The sequence below is a fragment of the Caballeronia sp. INDeC2 genome, assembly GCF_023631325.1.
Lineage (GTDB): Bacteria > Pseudomonadota > Gammaproteobacteria > Burkholderiales > Burkholderiaceae > Caballeronia.
The window spans coordinates 333,200-350,363 of the sequence record NZ_JALQDG010000042.1 but is presented as its reverse complement, the minus strand read 5'-3'; the positions used below and the strand labels follow the sequence as shown (position 1 = coordinate 350,363).

Genomic DNA, 17,164 nt, shown 5'->3' with positions numbered 1-17,164 from the left:
AAGCGACCAACGGACCCTCTTCACTTCTCCGCGCCGATGGTCGTCACCGGCTGCCACTTCATCGACTTCACCTGATAGAGCGTCGATGTCGGATTATTCAGGTCTCCGTACTTATCGAACGAAATATGTCCGGTGATTCCGTTGTACTGCATCGTACGCAGCGTCTGCATGAATACGGCAGGCTTCACAGAATTCGCCTGTTTCATCGCGGTGATGGCGAGCCACGCGCAGTCGTAGGCGAAGGGCGCATAGGTCAGCGTTTCCGCGCCGAAGCGTTTCTTGAACTTGTCCGCGAATGCGCGGCCTTCGGGCAATGAATCGACGGGCCGGCCGTATTCCCAGGCCATCGCGCCTTCGGCCGCGCTACCGGCGGAACTGATGAAGACGCTATCGGCGATGCCGCCGCTGCCGACGAACTGTGCGCGTATGCCGAGCTGCTTCATGCGCTTGACGATCAGGCCCGCCTGGGCATCGAGCCCGCCGAAGTAAAGAAGATCGGCGTTGGCAGCCTTGATGTTCGTGAGTTGCGCGTTGAACTCCACGGCTTTGTCGTTGGTGTATTCCTCCGATACGACCTGGCCGCCCGCCGCTTGCACGGCCTTCTTGAATTCTTCGACCGCGCCTTGCCCGAAGGCTGTGCGGTCATCCATCACCGCGATCCGCTTCGCTTTCGTGGTCTTGACCGCATACGTGCCTGCATTGCCGGAGTTCTGCGTGTCGGTCGCGATGATGCGGAACACGTTGTTCAAGCCCTGGCGCGTGATGGCCGGATTCGTCGCCGCCGGATCGATCAGCGGAATGCCCGCGCGCGCGAAGATCGGCGATGAGGGCAACGCCACGCCGGAGTTGTAATAACCGACCACGGCGACGACGCCATCGTCCACGAGCTTCTGCGCCACCTGAACGCCGATGCGCGGATCGCCCTGATCGTCGACGGATGCGAGCTCGAACTGAACCGGCTGTCCCCCGATGTTGATGTGCTGCGCGTTCGCCTCTTCCACAGCGAGACGCACGCCGTTTTCGATGTCCTTGCCATTGGCCGCCCCTAGTCCCGTGAGCGGCGCGGAAACGCCGATACGAACGGTTTGCTGCGCACCGGCGACGAGCGGCGCCACGCAGAGCGCGGCCGCCGCGAAGAGGGAAAGGAGCGTTTTCATGACAGGGCGCTCGTCGAGAGGAATGTCACGCGATGCGGGCCACTATATCGCCGACGTCACGGTTGCAAAAATCATTTGCGGCCGAGCTCGGCTTCGTTTTTTAAGCGATTACGTGAGAATCGGCTGCGCGAAAAGACAGCCGCGCAGCCGATCCCACATGGCGCAGAATGCCTTCGTTACTGCCCGATCTCGCGAATCGTCAACGCGTTCCTCACCGACGTCACTCCAGCCGTCGCCTTGGCGGCCTCGGTCGCCTGATCGATTTGCGCGGCATCGGGGACGGTGCCCGCGAGCGTCACCGCGCCGCCTCTCGCACGCACCGATATGTTCGATGTACTCAAGCCCTTAACCTTGGTCAGGCTCTTGCGCACGTCCCTGGCGAGTTGCCGGTTGGCCGCCTTGGTCGATTTCGCGCTCGGCGCAGCCGATGCCGCCGCTGCGGCGTCGCTGCTCTGCGCATACGCGCTGACGATTCCCGCGTTCATCGATACGGCGACGACGAGGACGCCAGCGGCCATCGCAAGTGGTTTTCGTGTATTCATCGTGAGTCTCCCTTTGACGGAGTTATTAAAAACGCACCGGATAACGGACATTGCCGCACGCGCGGCGGCGAGCCCGGAGGGTGGGGTGCGCTGGGGAGTAAAGATACGCCGATCTGCCAAGTGTTGTCAGATGAGCGTCCGATGGGGGAAAGGCTGCGATGGCGTCGCAATTGGTAAGAGGAGATCAGGCCAGCGGCCTCACGGATATTGAGGCGCCGCTGGCCGGATCGCAGTGCTGTCAGCTTTTCTGGTAAAGCTCCTGCACCTGATTAGCCTGAGGGCTGTTCTGAAACTCGATGAGTTCACGCATAACCTGCTCGCGCGTCTTCTCGCCGACGGCGGCCGGCTGTGCCCCGCCGCTCTGCGTTACGGTTTCCTGTTGATTGTTCGATGACTGCGCCAGGCATGTGCCCGACGTGACGCCTGCCGCCAGCACGAGACCGATGGCAATGGATCGATTGAGTTTCACGAGCGCTCTCCCGGGACGTTTGCAACTTTCGCCATTCATGGCGCGGTGGGTGAGAGTGCGGAAGAAGAGAGCTCGACTCTCGATTCCCGGCGCTGTCGTATGGATTCTCGGTCGCGGCGAATATCGTCGACAGCCACACAGGTAGCGAGCGCGGCCTATCCAGGCGCGAAAGATGTAGGTAGCGGAGCGCTTGCGGGCGCATTTGTATCGTTACATTTGTACATGTGACTTCGAATGGCGTCCTGCTATCCTGTTCGAGTTGCACGCTGCCGTGTCCGCGGACGGCGAATTTCCTGAGCGAGCATCGTCATGAGATCGTCAGGCCTCGGGGTGCGCAAGTTCGTATCGGCGACTCAGGAACGCGCATTCCGGCTGGACTACGCGCGGCGCTTCTCCGGGCAGCGACGACTCGCCATTTCGATCTTCACCGCGTTGTGGATCGTGTTTTCCATCCACGACTTCGGGCGGCTGGACCAATTGGATCCCGCCCATCTGCACCATCACGAACTCATATTCCTCAGAATCGCCGGGACGATCGGCATGGCGGTGCCCGTGCTGTTGTGGACTCCGCGCGCATTGGACGAGCGCTGGGCCGTCCGGCTCTTGAGCGTGTGGACGATCAGTTGCTGGTTCGCCATCCTGAGAATGGTGCAGATCTATCCGGGCGATCTGGCCTGGCGCGAAGCTTACCCGATCCTGACATTTTCCCTCTTCATGATCTTCATGGCCTTCCGGCTTCGGGCGGCTACGGCAGCATGGCTGATCGGGTCTTGCATCGTCGGCTATCTGGTCATGCTCTATTTCAAGCCGACCGGACAGAGCGTCGACGTGCGTCTCGCGATGGTGATCGGGCACGCCACGGTGGTGCCGATGATGTATATCGTCGGCGTGCTCGTCAGCATGCCGCTGGAACGGGCCGCGCGGCGCGAATTCGTGTACCGGCGCAACTTGCGCGCGGCCAAGGCGCGTGTCGAGTCGACATCGCGCGCGATCAACGAGCAGAACAAGCGCATGCAGGAACTGATCAAGGAGAAGGAGCGCTTCTTTTCGTCGGCGTATCACGACATTCAGCAACCGCTCGCCGCGATCAACCTGTTCATCCGCAGCGCCCGAACCAGGATCAGGGACGGACACGCGGTGGAGCGCGACCTCGACGTGATCGAAGAAACCGCGTCGGACATTCTCGGCATGTTCAAGGACATTCAGGACTACAGCGAGCTGGGTTCGTACGTTGCGCGTCTCACGCCGGTCAACGCGCATGAGCTGTTGACCGAAGTCTTCGAGCAATATCGGGAGACCGCTCGCGTGCGCGGAATCGATTTCCGGCTCGCCACGCGGCGCGCGCCCGTGACGTTCATCGAGACCGACCGTTCGCTTTTCAAGCGGGCCGTATCCAATCTCGTATCGAACGCGATCAAGAACACGTCGTCGGGCGGCGTCGTGCTCGGCTGGGTGCGACTGGATGGACGGCTGCGCATCGACGTTCGGGATACAGGAACCGGCATCGCGCCCGCACATCGCGAGGCGATTTTCACCGAGTACTACCAGATCAACAATCCGGGACGCGACCGTTCGAAAGGGCTGGGACTGGGCTTGTCGATCGTGCATCGCGTGACGCGGATTCTGCCGGGACACGGCCTGAGCTTCGCATCGGTCGAAGGTCGCGGATCACGCTTCTCTCTTTACGCGACGGTGTCGGCATCGGTTCCGGCGGACGTGTCGAACGATCAGCGCCGCGACATTCTCGCGCCCGATCTCACCGGCACGTTCATGCTCCTGTGCGACGACGAACCGATCGTCCTCGAAGGCCTGCGGCGTCTCTTTTCGAGCGCGGGCGCGCTCGTGCATGCCGCCGAGTCGATGGCCGGATTCGAAGCCATCCTCGCGGACGATAGCCGCATTCCCGATCTCATCGTCACCGATATCCGCCTGCGCGACGGCGTCACCGGCAAGGATGTCGCCGAGCGCATCAGGCGTCATTTCGCGTGGGCGGGCGTCGTTCCCGTCGCGTTCATCACGGGCGAGCTGTTGTCGAATCGCGTGCTGCGCGACTTCCCCGAACCGTTCGTGCTATTGCGCAAATCGTCCGCGCCGAAAGACTTGCTCGCGGACATCAGCGGCTTCGTTGCCGCTCGACGGAAGCTGAATCCCGCTCTCGCGAAGGATCTGTGACGTGAAGCGTCCCGAGCGTAATGCCCTTGTCCGCGAGCATCACGATGAGTTCCGTGCGCCGACGCAGATTGAAGTGCGCGAGCAGATGACTGATGTATTTGCGCACCGTGATGTCTTCGAGGCCCATCTTCGATGCGATGGCCTTGGAAGGAAGACCGCGTGCGAGCCACGCGAGCGTTTCGTACTCGCGCGGCGTGAGTCCGAGGTCCGTCGCGTTCCAAGAGGCCGCCTTCGCCGAGTCTCGTGCGTGCGCCTCGTCCGTGTCGATCGAACGCTTCAGCCCGGCGATGCTCGTCGCGGGCAGATACACGCCGCCCGAAAGCACCGCAACGATCGCGGCATGCAGCGCTTCGGGCGATGACGATTTCGGCACGTAGCCCATGGCGCGGAGTTGGAGGCATCGGCTGACGGTTTCCACGCTTTCATCGGCCGACACTACGACCACGGGCAAGGACGGCCGCGCGTCTTTCAACTGGACGAGCGCGTCGCAACCGTGCCCGTCCGGAAGTTCGAGATCCAGAAAGACAATGTCCGGCTGCTCGCTCATCGCCAGATCGACGCCTTGCGACAACGTGCTCGCATGCAACAGGTCGGCATCCGGGAAAAGCTCTTTCATCAGCAGTGCGAGACCGGCTCTGAAAAGCTCGTGATCGTCGATGAGCAGCACGCGCATCGCATCGTCTCCCGGCAACACGTGATCGAGCAATGTTACACGCGAGACGCCGCGCTCGCCCATCGGCTGCCGTGTCTTCAAACCTGAGCCATGCCGCCGTCGATGAACAGTTCGATGCCGTTGATGAAGCTCGCCGATCCGGAGGCGAGGAAGGCCACGGCCTTGGCAATTTCCGCGGGTTCGCCGAGGCGGCCGAGCGGCACTTGCGAAGCCAGCGCGTCATACAGACCCTGACGCGCTTCCTCGGGCACGAGACCGCCGAGGCCGGGCGTGCGGATCGGGCCCGGGCTCACGACGTTCACGCGGATGCCGCGGTCTTTCAGATCGAGCGCCCAGGAGCGGGCGAAGTTCCGCACGGCTGCCTTGCTGGCGCTGTACACGCTGAAATTCGCCGTACCGGTGACGGACGTGACGGACGAAGTCAGGATCACCGACGCACCGTCGACCAGCAGCGGCAGCGCCTTCTGCACGGTGAAGAGCACGCCGCGCACGTTCGTGCCGAAGATGCGATCGAAGTGTTCCTCGGTGATCGCGCCGAGCGGCATCATGTCTCCGCCGCCGGCGTTCGCGAACAGGATATCGAGCTCGCCGGCGGTCGCGGCGATCTTCGCATAGACCGCATCGAGATCCGACAGCACGGAAGCGTCGGCGCGGATCGCCGTGGCATCCGGCCCGATGTCGGCGACGGCCGCATCCAGTTCCGCCTGACGACGGCCGGTGATGAAGACACGCGCGCCCTGTTCCGCGAGTTCCTTCGCAGCGGCCAGGCCGATGCCCGTGCTGCCGCCCGTAACCAAGGCGATCTTGCCGTTCAGTTGCTTGCTCATGATTTTCTCCATTTAGGTGATTGAATGTTGCCGCTTTCGCGTTCGGCATGAGTGCACTGTAGCGGCCGTGCATTTATTAATAAATGCCGTAAAATAAAATGACTATCCATACACATGGATAATAAGACGCTGAACCGGCGGGAGCAGACATGGATCAGTTATTGGCGATGCGCGCCTTCGCCCGCGTCGTGGAAGCGGGCAGCTTCACGCGCGCGGCGGATTCGCTGAACGTCCCTAATGCCACGATGAGCAAGCTCGTGCAGGAGCTCGAAGCGCATCTCGGCGTGCGACTCCTGCAAAGAACGACACGGCGCGTCACCGTGACGCCGGAAGGCCAGGATTACTACGCGAAAGCCACGCGCGTGCTGCGTGACCTCGAGGACATCGACTCGTCGTTCACCGTCGCCCGGGGCAGCCCGCGCGGCCATCTGCGGATCGATGTCGGCGGATCGCCCGCAAGGGACGTGCTGATCCCGCTGCTTCCGGATTTCGTCGCGCGTTACCCGGACATCCGAATCGATCTCGGGGTGGCCGATCGTCCGGTGGATCTGATCGGCGACAACGTCGACTGCGTCATCCGCGGCGGACCGTTGGACGATTCGTCGCTCATCGCGCGTCATATCGGCGATGCCGTGATGCTGACCTGCGCCGCGCCGGGCTATCTGAAGCAGTTCGGCGTGCCCGCGTATCCGGAGGAGCTGAAGAACGGACATCGGCTGGTGAGCTACATGTCGCCTCAGAACGGCAGGGCCATGCCATTCCGGTTCGAACGCGACGGCGAGAGGATCGAGATCAAGGTCGAACATCGCATCGGCATCAACGAAAGCAATGCGCATCTGGCGGCGGCCGTCGCGGGGCTCGGCATCATTCAGACGTTCGCCTACGCCGCGCGTTCGGCGCTTCGCGATGGGACGCTCGTCGAAGTGATGAAGAAGTGGCGGCCGCCGCTGTATCCGTTTCATGTCGTGTATCCGCAGAACCGCCACGTGACGCACCGGCTGCGGGTGTTCATCGACTGGCTGCTGGAGCGCTTCCCGGAAAGAGTTCGCGGCACCGGGAAGGGCTAGTCGCCGCGAATCTCCCGCGCGCAACGCTGCAACGCGATGAACGCGCGATACCGCGCCTCGTGCAATTGCGCGAGCTTGCCGCTTGCCGGCGTGTACGACGCCTTGACGCGCGCCATGCCGCTCATCGCCGAGCGAACGTCGTCGAACACGCCGCCCGCGACGGCCCCGAGCATCGCGGCGCCGAGCAGCACGGGTTCCTCGGCTTGCGTGGCGAGCACCGGCTTGCCGGTTGCATCGGCGAGCAGTTGGCGGACGAGATCGAGCCGGCCCGCGCCGCCGCTGATCATCACCCGTTCGATGGGCGCGCCCGCCTGCGCCTGCGCCTCGATGATCTGACGCAGCCCGTATCCGATGCTGCACACGCCCGCGACATACAGCGCAACGAGACTGTCGAGACCGGTTTCCATGCCCAGCCCGGCGATGACCGCGCGCGCGTGCGGATCGGCGAAGGGCGCGCGGTTGCCGAGAAATTCGGGAACGATGTGCAGGCCATCGGCGAGCTTCGCCGCGTCCGACAGGCTCCCGGACGCCTCGGCCGCGAGCCCCGCCAGCATGCCCGGCAGCGATTCGCCGCGTTCTTTTGCGCGGCGCCCGGCATCGGCGGCGGCGGGATGCATCGCGAGCAGGCGCTCGATCGCCGCGCCCGCGACCGACTGGCCGCCTTCGTTGAGCCATGCCTGCGGCACCATCGCGGAGAAGTACGGCCCCCAGACGCCGGGCACGAAGACCGGCTCCGCGGTCGTCGTCATCGTGCACGACGAGGTGCCGAACACATAGGCGAGGCACGACTCCGGATCGCCTTGCGCGCCCACGGTGCCGATGCCGCCCGCATGCGCGTCGATCACGCCCGCGCCGACCGGCGTTCCCGCGACGAGGCCGAGTTCGGCGGCGGCATCGTCGGTGAGTCCGTTGCCGAGTCGCGTGCCCGGTTCGACCACATGCTGGCCGATGCGCGCGAAGCCCTCGTCCGCCAGCGCGCCGAGTCCGATGGTCCGAAAATAGCTGTCGTCCCAGCGTCGTTCATGCGCGAGATACGTCCATTTGCAAGTCACGGTGCAGACCGATCTCGACAGATCGCCGGTCGCGCGCCATGTGAGGAAATCGGTGAGATCGAAGAACTGCCATGCGGCCTCGAAGACTTGCGGGCGATTTTCCAGCAGCCACAGCAGCTTCGGCGTCTCCATTTCCGGCGAGATTCTGCCGCCGACGAACTTCAGCACCGCGTGACCCGTTGTATTGATGCGCTCCGTCTGCTCGAGCGCGCGATGATCCATCCACACGACGATATCGCGTTCCGCCTGCTCCGACGGTCCCACGGGCAGCGGCTTGCCGCCATCGCCCAGCACGACGAGCGAACAGGTCGCATCGAAGCTGATGCCGTCGACGGACTCGGGCGCGATCGACGCCTGCGCGAGCGCTTCCTTCACCGCGTGGCAGACCGCGCGCCAGATTTCACCGCTGGATTGCTCGACAATTGCGCCGCTCTCATGGAACAGCGTGATGTCCTTTTTCGCGGAGGCGGTCATGTTCCCGGCGGCATCGAAAATTCCGGCGCGGGCGCTGCCGGTGCCCACGTCGACGCCGATGACATACCGTTCGCCGGCGCTCGGGTTGCTTGCGTTCATCTCTCGGTCCGTGTTTTGAGTAGGATCATGATGGCACGACTCCGTCGCCGGCCTGAAGTACGTTCACAGGTCGACGCTATTCGGCAGGATCACGAGATCGCGAATGGTTACGTTGCGCGGACGCGTCAGCATGAAGAGCACGGCTTCGGCGACCTCGCGCGGCTGCATCAGACTGCCGGAGGCGAGCGCTTCCTCCATCTTCGCTTTCGGCCAGTCGTCGAGCAGGGCGGTGACGACCGGGCCGGGGGCGACGGCGCCCACACGTACGCCATGCTTCGCGACCTGACGCCGCGTGGTGTGCACGAACGCCTGCACGGCGAACTTGGACGCGGTGTAGATCGGCTCCCACACGACCGGCACGATGCCCGCGATCGAACTGGTGAACAGGATATCGCCCGACTTCTGCGCGACCATGTGCGGCAGCACGGCATGCACCGAACGGAACGCGGCATTGATGTTCAGGTTGAGCATGCGATCCCATTCGTCCGGATTGCCCTCCACGATTTCCCCGCCGATATACGCGCCCGCGTTGGCGTGAAAGATGTCGAGACCGCCCGCGAGATCGAGAATCTTCGGCAGCATCGCCGAGACTTCGGAGGGCTTCAGCAGATCGACGGACAAGGGCAGCGCGTTCGCGCCCAGTTCCGCGCAGCAGGCCGCGAGCCGGTCTTGCGCGCGATCGATCAGCACGACCTTCGCGCCTTGCTCGATCAACACGCGCGCGCATTCGAGCCCGATGCCCGACGCCGCGCCGGTGATGGCGGCCACTTTTCCCGCGATGGATACTGACATTGACGATTCTCCTGTGTGAGTCCGCTCAGTGAGTCCGCTCAGTGAGTCCGCTCACGCGCGGCCGTGCGACACGCGCGATTGACGGGCGAGCGAATCGACGATCACCGCGATGGCCAGCACCGCGCCGGTAATCATGAAACGCAACGAAGAAGACAGATTCAGCAGCGTGAGGCCGCTCGCGATCGACTGGATCACGATGATCCCGAGCACAGCCGAATACGCGCTGCCGCGCCCGCCGAACAGACTGGTCCCGCCGATCACCGCCGCGGCGATGGCGTTCAGGTTGACGTCGCCGGTGCCGGCCTGCTGGCTCGCGGACGCGAGGCGGGCCGCGGTGAGAATGCCGCCGAGCGCCGCGAAACTCGCGCACAGCACGAACGCGCTGGTATAGATGCTCGCGACCTTGATGCCCGCGCGCCGCGCGGCTTCGCGGTTGCCGCCGACGGCGTTCATCGAGCGGCCCCAGCGCGTGCGCGTCAACGCGTAGTCCATGAGCACGGTGAGGCCGAGGAAGACGCCGAACATCAGCGGCACGCCGCGCCCCGTGTTCAGGTACGCAACGACGATCTCCAGAAACACCGTGATCGCAATGGCGCGCGCCAGCAGGCTGCCCATCGAGGGCGCGGAGAGACGCGCGGCCTGACGGCGCGCACGCGTGCGCAGACCGAGCACGAGAATCGTCACGCCGGGCAGCAGCGCCAGCACATGCGAGACGAGCGCGGGGATGATCATCAGTTGCCCGAAGTTCACCATCGTCGTGGAATACGGCAGGTTGATGGAGCCGCTCGCGCCCAGCACGTAGAGCTGCATCCCGAGAATCGCGAGCAGTCCCGCGAGCGTCGAGACGAAGCTCGGCATGCCGAGCCGGTTGAGCAGGAGCGCGTACAGCGCGCCGATCACGCCGCCGACCACGATTGCCGCGACGCATGCGAGCAGCACCGGCCAGCCTTCGTTGACCCACAGCGTGCCGACGAGCGCGGAGGCGAAGCCGCTCATCGACCCAACCGACAAGTCGATTTCGCCGACCAGCAGCACGCAGACGATGCCGAGCGAAATGACGCCGACCGTCGAACAATCGAACAGCAGGTTCACGAGATTGTTCGCCGACAGAAAGACCGGATTCAGACTCGTGAACACCGTCCAGATGATGATGAGACCCGCGATGACCGGCAGCGATCCCAGATCGCCGGAGCGCACGCGGTCGACGAACGCGGAGACGCTTTCGCCGAGGCCGCTCGCGTGCTTCACGCGGACGTCGCTGCGATCGAGCAGGTTGGAGGATTGGGGCGCGCTCTGCGTGTCGGGCGGCGCGCTGCCCGGGGTGTGCTTGCTCATGATCGATCCTTTGACCCGATTTCCTGTTTCATGCGTCCTGTTGAGCCTGACGGCGTCCCGCGCGGCGCGACACGGCGTTCTCGGTCGCGCCGGTGATCGCGGCCACCAGCTCCGCGTTCGACGAATCGGGATAGAAGATGCCGTTGTTGCGGCCGAGCCGCAGCACTACGATCCGGTCCGCGACCGCGCGCACGTCCTCCATGTTGTGGCTGATCATGATGACCGCGTGGCCGCGATCGCGCACGCGCTCGATCAGGTTCAGCACTTCCGCCGTCTGCGCGACGCCGAGCGCGGCGGTCGGCTCGTCGAGCATGATGAGCTTCGGGTCGAGCAGCAGCGAACGCGCGATCGCCACCGTCTGGCGCTGTCCGCCCGAGAGCGAGGCGACCACGTCGCGCACGCTCGGAATGCGCGCCGACAGTTCGTTCAAGAGCGTCCAGGCGCGCACTTCCATCGACACTTCGTCGAGACGCATGGGCGCGAGCTCGCGTCCGAGATAGATGTTGGCGACGACATCCAGGTTCTCGCACAGCGCGAGGTCCTGGAAGACCGTCGCGATGCCCAGGTCCAGCGCCATGCCCGGATCGGAGAGCGTCACTTCCTTGCCGCCGAAGGTGATCGTGCCCGCGCTCGGCTGATGCACGCCCGCGAGAATCTTGACGAGCGTCGATTTGCCCGCGCCGTTGTCGCCGACGAGCGCGACGACTTCGCCGGCATGCACGTCGAGTTCGATGTCCGTGAGCGCCGATACCGCGCCGAAATGCTTCGATACGCCGCGCAGGCTCAGCACCAGCTCGCCGCGCCCGGCGTGTGGAGTGGGGTTTGCATTCATGGTGTTCCTCTTCGGCACGACGGAACCCGATCAGCCGGGTCCCGCCGGTATCAATGTGGCTCAGTGCGTGATGCCGAGCTTCTTGCAGCCGTCCGCATAACGGTCCGTGCAAAGCTCCTTCGCGTTCGCGAAGCCCTTGTCGACCACTTCCGTCTTCAGGTTCTGCGCCGTGATGACGGCGGGCTTGAACAACTGCGTCGGCGTGTTGAAGAGCGAGGTTTCGCCCTTCGGCGGTTGTCCCGAGAGAAACCCGACCGCCGCCCTCGCCGCCGCTGCCGCGACGATCTCGCTCGGCTTGAGGATCGTGTTGTACTGATCGCCCGAGATGATGAGTTGCAGGCCGGCGGTGGTCGCGTCGTTGCCGGTCACGGGCGGCACAGGATTGACGCCGGCTGCCTTGAAGGCCGCGATGGTGCCGCCCGCCGTGCCGTCGTTGGCCGCCACCACGCCGACGATCTGCGAGCTGAAGCGCGTGATCTGCCCGCTGACCCACTGCTGCGCCTTGGGCGGCGCCCACTCCGGCGTGTCGTATTCCGCGAGCGTCTTGTAGCCGCCGCTTTGCAGACCCGTGTGAATGCCCTTCTTGATGAGGCCCGCCGCCGCATCCGTCGGCGAGCCATTCACTTCCAGCACGCCGCCCTTGCTCGTCGCGACGCCCGTCGCCTTGAGATGATCGACGAGCGATGTCGCGATCGCCTTGCCGATGCCTTCGTTGTCGAACGAAACGTAATAGTCCGCGGGCGTCGACGGCACCGGCCGGTCATAAGCGATGACCTTGATCCCCTGACTCTGCGCCATATGAACCAGCGACGCGGCGGCCGTGGAATCGACCGGATCGAGAACGATCACCTTCGCGCCTTGCGCGATCACGGAATTGAACTGCTGCTGCTGCGTCGCGACGGCCGCATTGGCGTTCTGATAGAGCACCTTGCAATCGGGACAGAGCTTCGCCATTTCGGCCTTGAAGCCGGGAAAGTCGTGCTGCTCGTAGCGGGTCGAGGCCTGATCGGGCATCAGGAATGCAACCGTGCCGCTCGGCGCGGCCAGCGTCGGCACGCTGCACGAGAGGCCAAGACTCAGCGCGCCCGCACTGATCAATTGGGTTGAGAGCTTTTTCATCGCGTGTCTCCGTGTTCTTGGGATTTGAATGTCGTACTACGGTGGTTCGCTCGTCGCATGTGCATTGAATTTGTTAGGAATCCTTTTCGGGAGACCGGTTGGCGGATGCCCGACGTCACCTTGTCCGCCGCGCGCTAGGCCACGAATTCCGGCGCTTCGACCGGTTCCGCGCTTGCCGCATTGAGCCGCTGATAGGTGCGCCAGCGCGTCGGCGACATCTGCTTGAGCAACAGGAACTGGCGATTGAAATTCGAAAGATTATTGAAGCCGACCTGATAGCAGATATCGGTGACGCTCATCTCGTCGGACATGAGCAACTGACAAGCGAGATTGATGCGCAGCCGGTTCACGTACTGGACGAACGGCACGCCCGTATGGCGGCGAAAATAGCGCGAGAAGGCGCTCGCGCTTTGTCCCGCGAGCTCCGCCAGCTCGGTCTCGCGCAACTCTTGCGAGAGGTTCTTGCCGATGAAGGACAGCACGTGATTGATGCGCGTCTCGCCGTAACGGTCCGGATCGGCGCGATAGGCGGCGCTCGCAAGCCTCGCCGGTTCCTCGCTCTTCACGAGCAATTCGAACAGCGCCGCCAGGAGCGCGATGCGCCGCATGCCTTGCGCGCCGAGCATCTCGCGCATGATCGGCTCGGCGGCCGCGCCCGTTTCCTGCGTGAAGAGCAGACCCCAGCACGATGCATCGAGCAGCGGCTCCATGCGCCTGAACTCGGGAAACGCCCCGGTCGCACGCGCGACGAAGCCGGCATCGAATTGCAGCACGAGGCAGCGTTCCGCGACGCGCTCGCCGCCCGGGACGTTGCTGACCCAGTTGTGCGGCAGGTTCGATCCGACCATCACGAGATTGCCCGGCGCGAAGTTGCCGATGTGATCGCCGACGAAGTATTTGCCCGTCGTCGCCGTAATGAGATGGATTTCGTACTCGGGGTGAAAGTGCCAGCGCACGGTGCGATACGGATAGCCGTGCGACCACACCTTGAACGACTCGTCGCGCGGGACGGCGACCAGCTCCAGATCGGGCTCGGCCGCTTTGGCGCGACGGGCGTCATCGCTGCGCGCCGTGGTGTCGCGGTGTGCTGTCATCCGTCGTCTCCACTGCTTTTTGTAATGTCGGGCGGCGCGTTTCATCGCGCCTTGCCATGACTGAAAAGTAGCCCTTTCGGTGTCATCTAACCACTGAAAATAACACTGTCGGCTGATACTTTCTTGCATCGGGGTTAGTCCTTAGCGTGCAAAAGTCAACTTTTGTGCAAAGCAGCAGGCTGACGAACGACGCTTTCGACGCGTCCCGTCCGCATCGCGATCGGCGATGGTGCCGTTCCAAAAGACCACGAACAAGCCGCTTCGCTTGGTCCATGATGCTCGCAAAAGACACATAGACGGAGCGAGACGAAGCCCATGCAACCCGACCGGCGAAACGATGGTCCGCGGACTCTTTACGACAAGATCTGGGACAGTCACCGCGTGATGTCGCGCGACGATGGACAGGATCTGCTATTCATCGACCGCCATTTCATTCATGACGTCACCGCGCAATCGTTCGACCTGATGCGTCAGCGCGGTCTCACGCCGCGCTCGCCCGAGCGCATCTTCGGCACGGCGGACCACTACGTGTCCAGCACGGCGAACGACATCGCGGCAGTTACCGACCCCGAGCGGCGCGCGATGATCGAAGCGCTGCAACGCGACGCGGCCGAGTCGCGCATCACCCTGTTCGGCATGGCCGATCCGCGGCGCGGCATCGTGCATGTGGTCGGACCGGAGCAGGGGCTGAGCCTGCCCGGCATGACCGTCGTTTGCGCGGACAGCCACACGTCGACGCACGGCGCGGTCGGCGCGCTGGCGTTCGGCATCGGCGCGACCGAGGTGGCGCACGTGCTCGCCACGCAATGCCTGTGGCAGCGCAAGTCGCGAAACATGCGCGTCACGCTCGACGGCAAGCCGGGACCGGGCGTCACCGCCAAAGACCTGATCCTGGCCGTGATCGCGCGGATCGGCGTGGCCGGGGCAGTCGGCCATGTGATCGAATATGCGGGTTCCGCGATCGCTGGTTTGTCGATGGAAGGGCGGCTGACGCTGTGCAACATGACCATCGAGGCGGGCGCTCGCGCCGGCATGATCGCGCCGGACGAAACCACGTTCGCGTATCTGGCGGGACGCCCCTTCGCACCCGCGGACGAACGCTGGCACCGCGCGATGACGCACTGGCGCACCCTGTTCACCGACCCCGAGGCGAGATTCGATCGCGAGGTGTGGATCGACGTCGCCGGCATCGCCCCGATGGTGACGTGGGGCACCACGCCCGAATACGCCTGCGGCATCGACCGCCGCGTGCCCGATCCCGCGATGCAGCCCGATCCCGATCTGCGCGCCGCGATGACGCGTGCGCTCGACTACATGGGATTGGCACCGAACGAAGCGCTGGAAGGCGTGAGCATCGACAGGGTGTTCATCGGCTCGTGCACAAACGGGCGCATCGAGGATATGCGCAGCGCGGCCGAGGTGGCGCAAGGCCGCCACATCGCGTCCGGCGTCGAGGCGTGGGTGGTGCCCGGCTCGCACGAAGTGCGCAAGCAGGCCGAAGCCGAAGGGCTCGACCGCATATTTCAGCAAGCCGGATTCGAATGGCGCTTCCCCGGCTGTTCGATGTGCCTCGCGACCAACGGCGATATCGCCGCGCCCGGCCAGCGTTGCGCGTCCACTTCGAACCGCAATTTCGTGGGCCGCCAGGGGCCTGGCGTGCGCACGCATCTGATGAGCCCGGCGATGGCCGCCGCCGCCGCGGTGACGGGCCGCCTGACCGATGTGCGCCGCCTGCTCGGAGCCTGACATGGAAAGCCTGACGCATCTCGATGCAGTGGCGGCGCCGATCGCCGCGATCAACTGCGATACCGACCAGATCCTGCCCGCGCGCTTCCTGCAAAAACCCCGCTCCGACGATTTCGGCCAGTTCCTGTTTCGCGCGCTGCGCTTCGGCGCTGACGGCGCGGAACAGCCGGACTTCGTGCTCAACAGGGCGCCGTATCGCGAATCGCGCATCGTCGTCGCGAACCATAACTTCGGCTGTGGCTCGTCGCGCGAGCATGCGGTCTGGGCGTTGTACGACTACGGCTTCCGCGCGGCGATCGCACCGAGCTTCGGCGATATCTTTTTCATCAACTGCCTGAAGAACGGCCTGCTGCCGATCGTGTTGCCGGAGGCCGTCGTCCTGCCGCTGCTGGAGACGCTGTCGGCGAGTCCCGGCAGCCGCATCGCCATCGACTTGCCCGCGCAAACCGCGACCTTGCCCGACGGTTCCTCGCATGCCTTCGACATGGAACCGTTCGCGAAAGAGTGTCTGCTGCGCGGCATGGACGAGATCGACTACACGCTTTCGCATCGCGACCGCATCGACGCGTTCGAGCGCAATCGCGACGAAGCCTTTTGAACGCGCTCTTCCCGACAACGACCAAGGAGAAGTACAGATGAAGATTGCAGTCATGCCCGGTGATGGCATCGGCCCCGAAGTGGTGGCGCAGGCGCTCAAGGTGCTGCAAGTGGTCGCGCCTCAGGCCGAGACCGAGGAAGCGCCCATCGGCGGGGCCGGCATCGAGGCGCACGGCGTGCCGCTGCCCGCGCCGACGCTCGAACTGGCGCGTAAGGCCGATGCCATTCTCTTCGGCGCGGTCGGCGTGGCCGATGAAGCCGGCATTCCCCGCGAACATCGTCCCGGAACCGGGTTGCTGCAGCTGCGCGAAGCGCTGACGCTCTACGCCAACTTCCGCCCGGCCTATATGTTCCCGGAACTCATCGGCGCGTCGACGCTGCGGCCCGAAGTCGTCGACGGGCTGGATATCGTGATCGTGCGTGAGCTGAACGGCGACGCCTATTTCGGCCAGCCGCGCGGCTTCGAGACCAATCAGGCGGGCGAGCGGGTAGGCTTCAACACGATGCGCTATTCCGAATCCGAGGTCGAGCGGGTCGCGCATGCCGCCTTCCGGGCCGCGCGCCGCCGTCATCACAAGCTGTGCTCGGTGGACAAGGCGAACGTGCTGGAGGCTAGCCAGTTGTGGCGCGAGGTCGTCACGCGCGTCGGGCGCGATTACCCGGACGTCGAGCTGAGCCATCTCTTCGTCGACGCTGCCGCGATGATGCTGATGCGCCGCCCCAAACAGTTCGACGTGATCGTCACGGGCAATCTGTTCGGCGATATTCTTTCCGACGCCGCCGCCATGCTGACCGGTTCGATCGGCATGCTGCCTTCGGCCTCGCTCGGCTACGACCGCAAGGGGCTGTACGAGCCGGTGCACGGTTCGGCGCCGGACATCGCCGGCAAGGACGTGGCCAATCCGCTTGCCGCGATCCTGTCGCTGGCGATGATGTTGCGCGAGAGCTTCGAAATGGACGATGCGGCGAGCCGCGTCGAACAGGCCGTGCGCGCGGTGCTGGCCGCGGGCTACCGAACCGCCGATATCGTCCAGGACGGCACGCAACGCCTCGGCACCCGCGACATGGGCGATGCGGTGGTCGAGGCGCTGCGCAAGCAGGCGGGCTAGTCCGCATC

General features: G+C 64.5%; 16 protein-coding genes. 5 read left to right on the top strand and 11 right to left on the bottom strand.

What is annotated here, in order from left to right:
- Positions 1 to 20: 20 nt before the first annotated feature.
- The 3 genes from NCS28_RS28805 to NCS28_RS28795 all read right to left on the bottom strand — a co-directional run bounded on the left by NCS28_RS28805 (position 21) and on the right by NCS28_RS28795 (position 2,168).
- Positions 21 to 1,157: a branched-chain amino acid ABC transporter substrate-binding protein gene (locus NCS28_RS28805; protein WP_250517184.1), complete on the bottom strand. Its 1,137-nt coding sequence runs from the start codon at positions 1,155 to 1,157 to the stop codon at positions 21 to 23.
- A gap of 176 nt (positions 1,158 to 1,333) precedes the next feature.
- Positions 1,334 to 1,699, bottom strand: a complete 366-nt coding sequence (locus NCS28_RS28800) for a BON domain-containing protein (protein ID WP_502801245.1) — start codon at positions 1,697 to 1,699, stop codon at positions 1,334 to 1,336.
- 238 nt (positions 1,700 to 1,937) lie between these two features.
- Positions 1,938 to 2,168 (bottom strand): hypothetical protein, encoded by a 231-nt coding sequence (locus NCS28_RS28795; protein ID WP_250517183.1) that lies wholly within the window; start codon positions 2,166 to 2,168, stop codon positions 1,938 to 1,940.
- A 309-nt stretch (positions 2,169 to 2,477) separates the two neighbouring features.
- Here NCS28_RS28795 and NCS28_RS28790 point away from each other — a divergent pair, with 309 nt between their 5' ends.
- Entirely contained in the window at positions 2,478 to 4,340 is a 1,863-nt protein-coding gene (locus tag NCS28_RS28790; RefSeq protein WP_250517182.1) for a hybrid sensor histidine kinase/response regulator, read from the top strand.
- Here NCS28_RS28790 and NCS28_RS28785 read toward each other — a convergent pair.
- Together NCS28_RS28785 and NCS28_RS28780 are read right to left on the bottom strand one after the other, a co-directional pair.
- Positions 4,282 to 5,094, bottom strand: a complete 813-nt coding sequence (locus tag NCS28_RS28785; protein WP_250517181.1) for a response regulator — start codon at positions 5,092 to 5,094, stop codon at positions 4,282 to 4,284. The genes NCS28_RS28790 and NCS28_RS28785 overlap by 59 nt on opposite strands.
- A complete protein-coding gene (locus NCS28_RS28780) occupies positions 5,091 to 5,840 on the bottom strand; it encodes an SDR family oxidoreductase (RefSeq protein WP_250517180.1) in 750 nt (249 codons plus the stop codon). The genes NCS28_RS28785 and NCS28_RS28780 overlap by 4 nt, the downstream gene beginning before the upstream one ends.
- A gap of 149 nt (positions 5,841 to 5,989) precedes the next feature.
- On the opposite strand from NCS28_RS28780, the gene NCS28_RS28775 reads away from it, so the two are divergent.
- Entirely contained in the window at positions 5,990 to 6,907 is a 918-nt protein-coding gene (locus NCS28_RS28775; protein ID WP_250517179.1) for a LysR family transcriptional regulator, read from the top strand.
- Here NCS28_RS28775 and NCS28_RS28770 read toward each other — a convergent pair.
- The 6 genes from NCS28_RS28770 to NCS28_RS28745 all read right to left on the bottom strand — a co-directional run bounded on the left by NCS28_RS28770 (position 6,904) and on the right by NCS28_RS28745 (position 13,704).
- Complete coding sequence (locus NCS28_RS28770) at positions 6,904 to 8,532, bottom strand: FGGY-family carbohydrate kinase (protein WP_250517178.1); 1,629 nt, start codon at positions 8,530 to 8,532, stop codon at positions 6,904 to 6,906. The genes NCS28_RS28775 and NCS28_RS28770 overlap by 4 nt on opposite strands.
- A 63-nt stretch (positions 8,533 to 8,595) precedes the next feature.
- On the bottom strand, positions 8,596 to 9,324 hold the full coding sequence (locus NCS28_RS28765; protein WP_250517177.1) for an SDR family oxidoreductase: 729 nt from the start codon (positions 9,322 to 9,324) through the stop codon (positions 8,596 to 8,598).
- 51 nt (positions 9,325 to 9,375) lie between these two features.
- Positions 9,376 to 10,659, bottom strand: coding sequence for a sugar ABC transporter permease (locus NCS28_RS28760; protein WP_250517176.1), 1,284 nt, complete (start codon positions 10,657 to 10,659; stop codon positions 9,376 to 9,378).
- A 28-nt stretch (positions 10,660 to 10,687) separates the two neighbouring features.
- A complete protein-coding gene (locus tag NCS28_RS28755) occupies positions 10,688 to 11,491 on the bottom strand; it encodes an ATP-binding cassette domain-containing protein (protein ID WP_250517175.1) in 804 nt (267 codons plus the stop codon).
- 60 nt (positions 11,492 to 11,551) lie between these two features.
- Complete coding sequence (locus NCS28_RS28750; protein WP_250517174.1) at positions 11,552 to 12,610, bottom strand: ABC transporter substrate-binding protein; 1,059 nt, start codon at positions 12,608 to 12,610, stop codon at positions 11,552 to 11,554.
- Positions 12,611 to 12,744: 134 nt separating this feature from the next.
- Positions 12,745 to 13,704, bottom strand: coding sequence for an AraC family transcriptional regulator (locus NCS28_RS28745; protein ID WP_250517173.1), 960 nt, complete (start codon positions 13,702 to 13,704; stop codon positions 12,745 to 12,747).
- Positions 13,705 to 14,019: 315 nt separating this feature from the next.
- Between NCS28_RS28745 and leuC the strand changes: the two genes are divergently transcribed.
- The 3 genes from leuC to leuB are packed head-to-tail and all read left to right on the top strand — an operon-like array spanning position 14,020 to position 17,156.
- Complete coding sequence (gene leuC, locus NCS28_RS28740; protein WP_250517172.1) at positions 14,020 to 15,450, top strand: 3-isopropylmalate dehydratase large subunit; 1,431 nt, start codon at positions 14,020 to 14,022, stop codon at positions 15,448 to 15,450.
- Between the two features lies 1 nt (position 15,451).
- The gene (gene leuD, locus NCS28_RS28735) at positions 15,452 to 16,048 is read left to right on the top strand and encodes a 3-isopropylmalate dehydratase small subunit (protein ID WP_250517171.1); all 597 of its coding nucleotides are present in this window, start codon (positions 15,452 to 15,454) and stop codon (positions 16,046 to 16,048) included.
- Between the two features lie 37 nt (positions 16,049 to 16,085).
- Entirely contained in the window at positions 16,086 to 17,156 is a 1,071-nt protein-coding gene (leuB, locus tag NCS28_RS28730; RefSeq protein WP_250517170.1) for a 3-isopropylmalate dehydrogenase, read from the top strand.
- Positions 17,157 to 17,164: the final 8 nt, after the last annotated feature.

Excerpts from the sequence above, each read along its gene's own strand:
- NCS28_RS28790 (WP_250517182.1), top strand. The coding sequence starts at position 2,478 with ATGAGATCGTCAGGCCTCGGGGTGCGCAAGTTCGTATCGGCGACTCAG.
- NCS28_RS28760 (WP_250517176.1), bottom strand. The coding sequence starts at position 10,659 with ATGAGCAAGCACACCCCGGGCAGCGCGCCGCCCGACACGCAGAGCGCG.
- NCS28_RS28755 (WP_250517175.1), bottom strand. The coding sequence starts at position 11,491 with ATGAATGCAAACCCCACTCCACACGCCGGGCGCGGCGAGCTGGTGCTG.
- NCS28_RS28780 (WP_250517180.1), bottom strand. The coding sequence starts at position 5,840 with ATGAGCAAGCAACTGAACGGCAAGATCGCCTTGGTTACGGGCGGCAGC.
- leuB (WP_250517170.1), top strand. The coding sequence starts at position 16,086 with ATGAAGATTGCAGTCATGCCCGGTGATGGCATCGGCCCCGAAGTGGTG.
- leuD (WP_250517171.1), top strand. The coding sequence starts at position 15,452 with ATGGAAAGCCTGACGCATCTCGATGCAGTGGCGGCGCCGATCGCCGCG.
- NCS28_RS28800 (WP_502801245.1), bottom strand. The coding sequence starts at position 1,699 with ATGAATACACGAAAACCACTTGCGATGGCCGCTGGCGTCCTCGTCGTC.
- NCS28_RS28805 (WP_250517184.1), bottom strand. The coding sequence starts at position 1,157 with ATGAAAACGCTCCTTTCCCTCTTCGCGGCGGCCGCGCTCTGCGTGGCG.
- NCS28_RS28765 (WP_250517177.1), bottom strand. The coding sequence starts at position 9,324 with ATGTCAGTATCCATCGCGGGAAAAGTGGCCGCCATCACCGGCGCGGCG.
- NCS28_RS28750 (WP_250517174.1), bottom strand. The coding sequence starts at position 12,610 with ATGAAAAAGCTCTCAACCCAATTGATCAGTGCGGGCGCGCTGAGTCTT.
- leuC (WP_250517172.1), top strand. The coding sequence starts at position 14,020 with ATGCAACCCGACCGGCGAAACGATGGTCCGCGGACTCTTTACGACAAG.
- NCS28_RS28745 (WP_250517173.1), bottom strand. The coding sequence starts at position 13,704 with ATGACAGCACACCGCGACACCACGGCGCGCAGCGATGACGCCCGTCGC.
- NCS28_RS28770 (WP_250517178.1), bottom strand. The coding sequence starts at position 8,532 with ATGAACGCAAGCAACCCGAGCGCCGGCGAACGGTATGTCATCGGCGTC.
- NCS28_RS28775 (WP_250517179.1), top strand. The coding sequence starts at position 5,990 with ATGGATCAGTTATTGGCGATGCGCGCCTTCGCCCGCGTCGTGGAAGCG.